Here is a 9,036-nt window from a genome sequence, read left to right on the forward strand (position 1 = left end):
AGCAGGAGTCGATCCTGACATTGCAGGCCAACTCCCACGACGACCGGCTAGTCTACCTGCGATGCCAAAGGAGCCAGTAGATGGAAATGCATGAGGGGTTGGAACTAGAACTCATTTGGTCCTTGGCCACAGGAGGCAGCGCTGTCGCAGCTGACCCGAAGTTCGGCGTCCCTGATTCCGCCAGCGGCCCCCCAGCAGCAGGCGTACAGGAGGCAAGCCATTGGCTCCTCCACGCAATCGAGGACGCAGTTCCCAACCAGCGCTTCCTCTTCCTGGTCGGAGGCCCGGGTGGTGGCAAGTCACAGGCGGCTGCCAGGATCGTCGCACGGGCCGAACTCTCCGAGATCGATCCACAGACAGCCGAGCTCGCGCACCGAACCTACCGCTTCCAGGCTGCCAGCCGGGGGCTCACCCTCATAAATGACGCAACCATCGCGAGCGGCGACGAAGGTCTCGCCGCTGACATACGACGCGCCTTGGAGCAGGGCGACCACCTCCTGGCCTGCGTGAACAGGGGCATCCTGGCCGACGCCATCTCCACGTCGGGAGAATCTGCCGCAGATGCCCTCGTACGATGGCTTGCCACCGGCGACGACGACCACCCCGCCATTGGTGAGAGCTTCGGGGAGAGCTTCCTCCGCCTCTGCACCCTCTCCGTGGATGGAATCACTCCGACAGAGATTTGTGTCGTGTTCGTCGACAACTGTTCCCTCCTCGAGGAACGGCCGGAAGTGAGGGCCACCCCCCGGTTGACGCCGGAGAGGTACCGCATCCAGCCCTTCGCCGGCGGTTCACGACTGGTCACCCCCGCCGGCACCCTGTTCAAGATCGTCGCCACTTCCCTGATTTGGGATTCAACCCTGCCGGAGCATCTGGACCCCGTCCGGGCAAACCTCACCAGCCTGCAGTCAGGACCGGTACTCGACGGCCACCTACAACTCCTCAGGGCTGCGGAGATCACGAATGGGGAGAGACTGACCTACCGGGAGGTGTGGGGAGCCATCGCGCGGGCGCTGTTCTCTGATCTGCCCATGCGAATGTCTGCCTCTGAAGCGCCCGCTGCCGTCGCCGCGATGGCACCCAATGGCGATCCACAACAGGAGTTCCACAAGCTGCAGGAGCTGTCGAACCTCCGGAGTTTCATCGGCCTCTACGGAGGCTTGGAGCCCCGCCAGACGGGGGCGCAACGAGGTCCGGTCCTGCGGTTCACCAGCCTTAGTGATCCGCTGCTCGACGTCAGGCCCGGCCTCGGGGGCGGAGGAGATGGTTGGGCATCACCAGTCCTCGACGCCTTCAGCAGCACCGCCCTCGGCGGATCACCGCTTGAGAGCCTCGAAGTGGGGCTCCCGGCAGAAGCCACCGCCATCGTGCAGTCCTTCGACCGGACCCTAGACCGGGCCTTCATCGAGTTCTCGGCAAGCGCGAGGCCCGCTGACCGCAGGGCGGCCACTGCGTGGTACGGGCGCTACTTGGCCCGCATGTACGCCGCAGCCCTGGGTTTCTCTGCCTTCCAAGAGGTGCTCCTTGCCTGGACTGACGCATGGCGGCGTTCGCCCTCCACGCCCGATCCGATCACAGGGCCGCTGAGGACGCTGTTGAGTCCACGCCGACACCCCAGTGACGCCAACTCCAACCCGGTCGTCCCGATGTATGCCAGCCGGACCGAACCGATCTTGGGGCACGTCGCCGAGCCCTTGCTCGGCATGAGGGCCGACATGTTCCAGTTCAACACCGAGAGGGAGGGCGAGTCCCTTCACCTGAACGTCCTGGAAGCGGGTGAACCCATCGGTTCGGTCCTGCTCGACTTCGACCTGCTGCGGGAGGCCATGACATGCTCCCAGGACTGGCTGGGCCTCACGGAGGCAAGGGAGAAGACGGAGCCACGCGTGGAGAGATTCCGCTCCCGACGCCTCGTGTCCTCAAGGTTTCGGCGCTCGCCCAAGGTCGCTCTGGAGTACGGGATGAATGACGATCAACTCTCCCTGGAGAAGTGGTGACCATGAATACGCAGATCCCCCTCCTGTTGCCACTCAATAGGCCGCAGTACGTGCCCTCGTCCGAGACGCTCATCTCCTCACTGGCTTGGGAAGTGTTGGAGAGCGAAGCGGGACACGGCGCAAACTCGGGAAGAAGGTACATGGCTACCGGCGCTAGGGCTGACGATGTGGCGCAGAGCCGCCCCGTCGACTCCGACGCGCTTATTGCGTTCGCGCAGGCGCTCGTCAAGGGAGGTCTGGTCGGCGAGGCCGGGCACTATGAGCTCATCGCCGAAGGCGTGCTGAATAGTGTCGCCGGCGTACGGCCAACCAAGGCCAAGTCCCGGGCCGCGAGCCCGATGACGCCTGGGTTGGCGCTCTTGCAGGATGCAGTGGGGATGACGGGCCTCAGGAACCCCGTGAACTACGCGTCAATCCTGGAAACCATGTTCTTGCTCGGCTCCGATGAGAAGACGGGTAGCCCCTCAATGGCACGGCGGTGGCTGGGTGCTGCCCTACGTCGGAGGGAGACGGATCCCCTCTTGCGCATCATCGATGACGCCTTCATCGACGCCTATGGAAACTACTCCCCCAAGGACCAGCCACTGCCGCCCGAGACGCTTCGCGGGCTCTTGCCCAACTCCCCCTTTGGCTGGCTCCATGACGCCTGGGTCAAGCTGACGTCGGATCAATGGGTGGACGCCCTCCCTCCCCGGGTTTGGGTCGACTGGGCGACCACCGTCCTACGCATGGGAATGGCCTTCGGGTTCCTCTGGGAGGCCGAACGCTACAGGATGATGGTCCAGCTCGCCGCAGAGGGAAAGGATGGGCCCACCCAAGTGCTCACTGAACCTCCGGAGCTCCTCCCATGGCCAGCCAGCTACTTGCCGGTGTCAACCCGCAGCGTGCGGCCAGCCATGCGGCGGCGCATCGATGAGGGTGGTCAACTGCGGGTCCTCATCGCAGACGAGCTCAAGCGGACCCAGGACGAGTCTGGTGACTGGGTCGGATCCGACGCCTTCCTCGGCCAGGCACGGGAGGCGTTGAATGATCCGTCGCGTCCCAGCAGCCTGAAGAACGTTTACGAAACGGTCTTCTACAGCCTCGTGCGGCGCGACGAGTCCGACCACTACGGACTGTTGGTACGACAGACGACGAACTACACCTTGGTCCAGCCCGGGACCGAGTGGGTAGCCATGATCGCGGGCCTCTCCGCAGATGGTCCGGGCAGGCCCACCTACGTCGGCAAGATCATCGCCCAGCTCTCCCGGCTCGGGCTGCGGCCGCCGTTGCCCGAACTCGTCAAGCTGCTGGAAGCTGCGGGGTTGGCACGCGGCAGCGCCGACGCCGACCATGGAGTCCGCGTGGCAAACCCCTATGAGGGAGATAGATGAACATGGATCAGTCCCTTGTCGCCCAGGCGATCGCCGCTGTGGCCCAGCAGCAGTCGGGCCTGCTGCTCATCCAACTCCCACCCGGACTCGATTCCTCCATCCAGGAGGTGCTGGTCGCAACGGCCAATCGGCTCCGCCCGAACCCCGGCGGTCCGCCCTACGCCATCCTCATCGACGACGAGCTAGAAACCAGCGACGAGTGGGTACCGCGGGTCTCCCGCGCAAACGTGATCCAGTACCGCAAGGGCGACAGGCTCGCCGTGATCACTGGAGGCGGCGTGGACCTTGCCTCGTTCGATGGCTCCTACAAGCAGGCGCTCGGCCCCGCCTTTCCTGCGCAAACCTCAAGCCTGCTCACGCTCGACCAACTCTCGGCCCAACTCGTCGAGACGATCAAGTCGCAAGTCAATGTCGCCTTGAGCCCTTCCGAGAAGGCCGACTGCGTGCTCGTGCTCGGCAACTGCCTAAGGGCCGTCGGCGAGGTCTACGAGGAGAGCCGCGACCTGACCCAGTCCTGGAACTCGATCTGGTACCACCATGTTGATGAGGGGCTGGAACGGCTGATATCCGAGCTGGAGGCGGCCAGCGCCGGCACTGGCAACCAACCGTTCGGCGAACTCTTCGATGAGATCGTCTGGGCTTCCATGGGACTCCCCCACCCAGATCAAGGGGAGCCTTGGACCATGGCCGCCGTGAAGCGGTTCGTGAACGCCATGGAAGCCTGGTGGAGCGATTCGGATCAGGTTCGGATCGCGCTCGCCCACGTCAAGGAACGAGTCAGCTGGGCCACTTGGGACCTGGACGTGGAGTCCTTCGACCGCAACCGCATGGTGACCGGCAGCCTCTTCCGCGCCGTGCAGAAATTGGCCACCGGGGTGGGGACGGCCTTGGACTGGGCCCAGATGACGCGCCCCATCTTCGAGCATCCGCTCACCGACAGCTCCCCCATGCGGATCGTGTCCGTTGGCGGCATGGAACTCGAGATGGCGGGTCCCGGCAGCCCGGCACTATTGCCGCTGGGCGAGGACTTGCAGGAGCCCAGCCACTGGGCCACCGAGGAATTCTTGATCAAGGTAGCCCTCCATGGAGAGCCCCCTGCGGGAACCTCAGGTTTAAACGTCACTGCTCGGCCTGACACCGCCGCCTATCACGCGACGGACGTCACGATCAGCGGCTCCGACATCGAGATCCGCGGATACGTGGCCATCCGGAAACGCCTCCGAGTACAGCCGATCAGGGTCACCCTCGGCCTTGAGGCGGAGGAAGATTCTGGGCTGCTGGGCCAGATCAACTTGGCGGCCAAGGCCAGCCTTACCCTGATCCCGTCCGACAGCGGCCTTCTGGTGTACCCCGAAACCAAGACAGGGCTGGGGTCCGGCAAGTACCTAGGGCCCACGCGCCCAGACGACGAGGAGACCTTCTTCACCCATGAACTCGAACGTGACCGTGGCCACGTCATCGTTGCGTGGGGGCACGATCCCCAGGCTTCGGGGATCCAGTTCTCATCCGGGACGCTCCATCCGGCCCTGACGACCGGGCATTGTCCGGCCGGCATCTCGACCGAGCTGATCCTCGGGAGTATTACGTTCAGGCTCAGCAGCCCTGAAGGAGATCCCCGGTTTGAGACCCCCCTCTCCGCAGCTCCCCTTTCGGAACCCTTCTCCCGGGGCGAGCCGCCGGAGTCTGCGCAAATCATGACGCGCGGCATCTACGAGGAGTTCCTTGCCCAGGGCGATGCGGAGGAGGAGCTGCTTCCTTCACTTGGACACTGCATCATGCCCGTGGAGGCCGAGGGTCCGAGCAACCGATCCCTGGCCTTGGAGGAAGGCACGAGCGTGCTGACTCCTGCCGGCTACCACGACCCGTGGTACCGGCAGACCCTCCACGACGTCAGTCAGGAGCTGCTGACTTCCGACGCCTACGAACGCTTCCAGGCGGTGGCCCGGAGGGTCCTCGAAGGGCTGCAACAGGGCGGAGCCTGGCCCAGCAAGACCTCATGGCGATTCCTCGTCGATACCGAGAACGATCTCCTCGACGAGTACCTCAACGCATACGGTTATCTGGTAGACACCGCCAAGGAGCTAGACGACTTCGATCGGCTCTGGGCCGCCTTCCCCTTCAGCATCAGCGTCTGGGACGGGGACCGATGCTCAGCGGTGCTCGTCAGCCCGCTCCACCCCATCCGCCTTGCGTGGCTGGCCTCGGTTGAAGCGACGCTCGAGGACGCCAGCAATGAGGTGACTGGTCTGGCAGGCGTCGTGGAGGGGTGGGCATTCCCCCTGCTGGGACCCGATGCAAGCCCCAACGGGCGCCTCATCGCGATCCCGAGCGACTCTGGGCCTAGGGAGATATTCGCAGCATGGTCGCTCATGGTGCCCCTGTCGGTCAACGCGAACGAAGCCCTTGAAAGCCCCAGCAGGGTTCTGGGCCAACCGGCACCAGGTTCTTCTCCAAGCGGCCTCACGGCATCGGCGGCAGCTGCCGCGCTCAATGACTTCGAGCGGGCGCACCCACACATCCCAAGCCTGACCATCGACCTGTCCGCCTCCATGGACTCGCCCCGCCTTGGGGAGGTCGACGCAGCCGTCCTCGAGACGATCCGCAGCTGGGCGAAGAAGGGGCTGCGCGGGGTCCGCGTGATGGATAGCCTCCACCGCTCCGGTGACCTTCCCCGCGAGGAGCTGACCAAGCTACTCGAGGGGAACGAGACCGTCATCACATGGTCCCGCTACAAGCCACAGTCCAGCAAGAAGGCCATTCCGAGCAACATCCGGCTGCTGCAAGATTCCGGGGCGCAGTTGCGCGCTGCATCGCACAACGTGCCCGGCTATCAGGTTGCGGGACGGATTCCGTTGCGACGCTTCTGGAACACGGAGCTGGTGGAAGCCAAGGAGGCGTTCGCCTCCGTTACCCTGGGCTCCACAGGATGGGATGCCTTCGACCGCGCCATCTCATCACTAGAATCCACGCCAACACGATGTGACCTCGGGATCAAGCTCGCGAACACCTACCTGACGGAGACCGGCGCCGATTGGACGGTCTCTGGTGAGGCCTTCCTCAGCCCCGGCGCCTTGGGCGCGTTGCTCAGCCGACAGTCCACGGCCAACATGCCGACCCGGATGCTCTGGGAATGGCGCCCGCCATACCTGCAAGGCAGGTACGGGGGTTATATCGAGCGGCGTCCATACGTGACGACGGCGCGCGTATCGCAGGCCCTGGAAACCAACCTCCACCGAAAGCTGAGCGGGATCATCGACGATGGCGCAGCCGTCACGCAGCGGGTTCGCCGGGTTTTCGACCGCCTCGGAACCCGCGGGCTGGGGCTTTCCTCCCTCTTTGCGAGGGGCGACACGCATGAATCCGGTGCACTTGGCTTCTATCTGGCCTATGAGCTCATCGACAGGGTTGACACAGGGGAGGCGATCGATGTCGTGCTCCCACTTGACGCTTGCGATACGTTCATCGAGGCGCTCGGTGGCTTCAAGGCAGGTAACAGCTCCAAGCGCGCTGACCTGCTCCTCGTCAGGATCCGACCGGGATCCGTAGTCCTTTGCCCCATCGAGATCAAGTTCTATGGAGCTGATGCCTCCCATGCCGCGGCCTTGCCCCACCCGGGCGCAGCCCTGAACGAGGCCTACGGCCAAGCGTCGACGACGGTCGAATCGCTGCAGCAGGCCCTCGACCGCCGCCAGTCATCCGAAGGCTCAGCGGACGCCAGGCTCTGGGATGCCGCCTTCGCAACCCTCTTGGAGAGTGGGCTTCGTCTTGCGGAGCAGTCCAATGGGCATAGCAGTTTCGGCAGCACAGACGCACTCGAGGAAGTCATTCGAGCGGAGACTGACATCCGTGTTGGCAAGCCAGTCATCCTCTACTTCCAACATGGCGACACGGGCAGCGATGACTACCGCGCGCACACGGACGTCGAGGGAGCTCGAGGCGCCACCTACGGCTGCCTGATCGCCCGTCCGCGGCGGGTATTCGAGGTCGTCGAGAACGGCGACTCCTCAGGGAATGACCTCGTCACGTCCCTGAGCCAGATCGTTGATTGGGCAACTGCAGAGGTACCCACCGAAGAAGTCATCGACGAGGCAACCAGCCCTGCCGATCCCACTCCCCCGGAACACGCCCAGCCACATAAGCCACGGGAGGCTGAGCAAGAGACCCGTGCACAGGGGGATGGGGCCGCGAACCCAATCAAGCCTGCCCGCACAGCGGATGCCCCAGAATCGATCCAAGGAGTTGGCATCCGCTTCGAGCTAGGCAACTACCCGGGCGGCATTGGGCGCGGCAGACCGACCCTCTGGCCCTCTAACACACGGTTGAACCAGCTCAACATCGGAGTCGCTGGCGATCTCGGCACGGGCAAGACCCAGTTGTTGAAGGCGATCGTCTACCAGTTGCGGAGCGCCGCAAAGGAGAACCAGCCGAATCCCCTGAGCTTCCTGATCTTCGATTACAAGCGCGACTTCCAGAATCAGGACTTCCTCGAGGCCGTCGGCGGACGCGTCTTGAAGCCCTACGACATCCCACTCAATCCGCTCGCGATCAGGGGGGAATACAGCGAGAGGGCAGCGTATAAGGTTGCCGTAGACTTCTTCGACGTCCTCCAACGCATCTACAGTGGCGTTGGGCCCGTGCAGCGGGAGCGCCTCGTCGATGCGATCACGGACCTCTACCGTGAGCACGATGGGCGGCCGCCAACCCTCCGTCAGGTCCACGAGCGTTACCGGGATGGGGCCAAGGCCGATTCGGTCACTTCAATCCTCTCGGACTTCGTGTACCAACACGTCTTCACGGAGGATCCCACAAAGGCTCGCTCCATCGATGACCTTCTGGACGACAATGTCCTTGTCGTGGCGCTGAACGAGTTCGGATCCAATCAGGACGGCAAGAACTCCCTCGTAGCACTCTTCCTCAATGAGTACTACGGCTACATGACCAGGCAAGCCAAGCGGCCCTTTGAGGGCGTCGACCCGCAGCTACGCCGCCTCAACTCCTACCTGCTGGTGGACGAAGCAATCAACATCCTGCGCTACGACTTCGAAGTGCTCATGAACATCCTGCTGCAGGGACGGGAATTCGGTGTCGGGGTGATCCTCGCCTCCCAGTTCCTGAACCACTTCAAACCGGCGAAGAACGACTGGGCCGAGCCACTCCTGACATGGTTCGTCCACAAGGTTCCCTCCGTATCGCAGAAGGACCTGGACAGGGTCGGCATAAAGGTCGATGGATTCCTCGCGGAATCGGTCTCTTCCCTTGACGTTCACAATGCCCTCTACAAGGGTTTGGATGAGCCCGGCAGGATCATCCGTGGCACCCCGTTTTACGAGCTCATGGAACGGGGGCAAGCAGCAGCGGCACCCCGGGCCTTGGAGGAATAGACTGACACCGCCCGTTGGCTCCCCTACTTGACTAGGCTTTAGCGGCTCTTCACAGAAGACGGTGGATGGGTCTGTCAGATTAACGGTGGATCTGGCCTGGCGCATTGTTGGTTGATTCGGCCTTCGAAGGTGATAGCGAAGGCGTTGAGCGCGGGCTTCCACCTCGTGACCCAGCGTGCCCGACCTCGCCCGGTGGGGTCAAGTGACCGGGTCACGAGATAGAGGCATTTCAGCGCGGCGGCGTCGTTGGGGAAGTGCCCACGGGCTCGCACTGCGCGCCGGTAT

4 protein-coding genes are annotated in these 9,036 nt (G+C 63.8%); 3 read left to right on the plus strand and 1 reads right to left on the minus strand.

The features are described from left to right. Positions 1–80 precede the first annotated feature (80 nt). Genes ABEA30_RS03305 through ABEA30_RS03315 form a run of 3 tightly spaced genes read left to right on the plus strand, consistent with a single transcriptional unit; the run spans position 81 to position 8,751 of the window. Positions 81–1,997 carry a hypothetical protein gene (locus ABEA30_RS03305; RefSeq protein ID WP_345578958.1) on the plus strand — a complete coding sequence of 639 codons (1,917 nt, stop codon included), beginning with the start codon at positions 81–83 and terminating at the stop codon, positions 1,995–1,997. A 2-nt stretch (positions 1,998–1,999) separates the two neighbouring features. Beyond that, positions 2,000–3,370 carry a hypothetical protein gene (locus ABEA30_RS03310; protein ID WP_345578961.1) on the plus strand — a complete coding sequence of 457 codons (1,371 nt, stop codon included), beginning with the start codon at positions 2,000–2,002 and terminating at the stop codon, positions 3,368–3,370. After that, on the plus strand, positions 3,367–8,751 hold the full coding sequence (locus ABEA30_RS03315) for an ATP-binding protein (RefSeq protein ID WP_345578964.1): 5,385 nt from the start codon (positions 3,367–3,369) through the stop codon (positions 8,749–8,751). The genes ABEA30_RS03310 and ABEA30_RS03315 overlap by 4 nt, the downstream gene beginning before the upstream one ends. Before the next feature lie 74 nt (positions 8,752–8,825). On the opposite strand, the gene ABEA30_RS03320 is transcribed toward ABEA30_RS03315, so the two are convergent. Next, on the minus strand, positions 8,826–9,036 hold a 211-nt coding region (locus tag ABEA30_RS03320; RefSeq protein ID WP_425584599.1), incomplete at its 5' end, for a transposase.

The sequence above is a fragment of the Tessaracoccus lubricantis genome (genome assembly GCF_039544535.1).
Taxonomy (GTDB): Bacteria; Actinomycetota; Actinomycetes; order Propionibacteriales; family Propionibacteriaceae; genus Arachnia; species Arachnia lubricantis.

Excerpts from the sequence above, each read along its gene's own strand:
- ABEA30_RS03315 (WP_345578964.1), top strand. The coding sequence starts at position 3,367 with ATGAACATGGATCAGTCCCTTGTCGCCCAGGCGATCGCCGCTGTGGCC.
- ABEA30_RS03310 (WP_345578961.1), top strand. The coding sequence starts at position 2,000 with ATGAATACGCAGATCCCCCTCCTGTTGCCACTCAATAGGCCGCAGTAC.
- ABEA30_RS03305 (WP_345578958.1), top strand. The coding sequence starts at position 81 with ATGGAAATGCATGAGGGGTTGGAACTAGAACTCATTTGGTCCTTGGCC.